This window comes from Streptomyces alkaliterrae (assembly GCF_007097205.2).
Classification (GTDB): domain Bacteria; phylum Actinomycetota; class Actinomycetes; order Streptomycetales; family Streptomycetaceae; genus Streptomyces; species Streptomyces alkaliterrae.
In genome coordinates this window covers 1-1,485 of sequence record NZ_VJYK02000573.1, presented here as the reverse complement: position 1 = coordinate 1,485, position 1,485 = coordinate 1, and the positions used below count along the sequence as shown (strand labels likewise).

Below are 1,485 nucleotides of genomic sequence, written 5' to 3'. Positions count from 1 at the left end.
GTGCCGATGACGACGACCGAGCCGTGCTCCGGGGCCGGGGGCGGACTGGCCACGCGGGACGGGAGGACGGCGACGGAGAAGTACGGGACGGTCTGCTCGTCGACGTCGGCGAGCGGGGCGGTGCGTTCGCCGTCCATGGTGGCGCGTTCGACGTAGCGGGCCTCGGGGAGGCGGCCGGCTTCGGTGACCGCGCGGCGGACGGTGGGGAACGTGCGGCCCAGCTTCATGACGACGGCGGCGTCGGTGGCCGCGAGGCGGGCCGTCAGCTCCTCCTCGGGGAGGGTGCCGGGCAGGATCGTCAGTACCTCCTCGCCTTCGGCGAGGGGTGTGCCGAGCCGGGCGGCGGCGGCCGACACGGACGTGACGCCGGGGATGACCTCGGTGTCGTAGCGGTCGGCGAGCCGCTTGTGCATGTGCATGTAGGAGCCGTAGAACATCGGGTCGCCCTCGGCGAGGACGGCGACCGTGCGGCCGGCGTCCAGGTGCGCGGCGAGCCGGGCGGCGGCCTCGGCGTAGAACTCCTCCATGGCGCCCCGGTAGCCGCCCGGGTGGTCGGTGGTCTCGGTGGTGACCGGGTAGACCAGCTTCTCCTCGATGTGCTCGGGCCGGAGGTGGCGGGCGGCGATGGAACGGGCGATGCTGCGGCCGTGCCGCGCGCTGTGGTAGGCGACGACGTCCGCCTCGCGGATCACCTCGACGGCGCGGACGGTCATCAGCGACGGGTCGCCGGGGCCGAGGCCGACGCCGTACAGCCGACCGGCGGGCGTGGTCTCGCCGGCGGTGCCGGCGGTCTGCTGCTCGCTCACTCTTCCTCGCTCGCGATCGCGTTGAGCGCGGCGGCGGCCATGGCGCTGCCACCGCGTCGTCCGTTCACCACCAGGTACTCGACACCCTTGCCGTAGGCGGCCAGTGCCTCCTTCGACTCGGCGGCGCCGATGAAGCCGACCGGCACGCCGATGATCGCGGCGGGACGCGGGGCCCCTTCCTCCAGCATCTCCAGGAGGCGGAACAGCGCGGTGGGGGCGTTGCCGACGGCGACGACGGCGCCGTCGAGCCGGTCCCGCCACAACTCGAGCGCGGCGGCGCTGCGGGTGGTGCCCAACTCGGCGGCCAGCGCGGGCACGGCGGGGTCGGAGAGGGTGCACACGACGTCGTTGTCGGCGGGCAGGCGCTTGCGGGTGACACCGCTGGCGACCATCTTCGCGTCGCACAGGATCGGCGCCCCGGCCCGCAGCGCGGCGCGCGCGTCGCTGATGACTGACGGGCTGTACAGCACGTCCTTCACCAGATCGGTCATGCCGCAGGCGTGGATCATCCGCACGACGACCCGGGAGACGTCGGCGGGCAGCGCGGCGAGGTCCGCCTCGGCGCGGATGGTCGCAAAGGACTCGCGGTAGATGGCCGCGCCGTCCTTCTCGTACTCGAACACTGTGCTCTCGCTCATTCCGTGTCGTCCGCGCCGTCCGGGCGGGGGCGGTTGAGGGT

General features: G+C 73.7%; 2 protein-coding genes. Both read right to left on the bottom strand.

What is annotated here, in order from left to right:
• A partial coding sequence (locus tag FNX44_RS26845) for a precorrin-2 C(20)-methyltransferase (protein ID WP_143651561.1) occupies positions 1–806 on the bottom strand: 806 nt, incomplete at its 3' end.
• The gene (locus FNX44_RS26840) at positions 803–1,429 is read right to left on the bottom strand and encodes a precorrin-8X methylmutase (RefSeq protein WP_181356483.1); all 627 of its coding nucleotides are present in this window, start codon (positions 1,427–1,429) and stop codon (positions 803–805) included. The genes FNX44_RS26840 and FNX44_RS26845, both read right to left, overlap by 4 nt.
• Positions 1,430–1,485 lie beyond the last annotated feature (56 nt).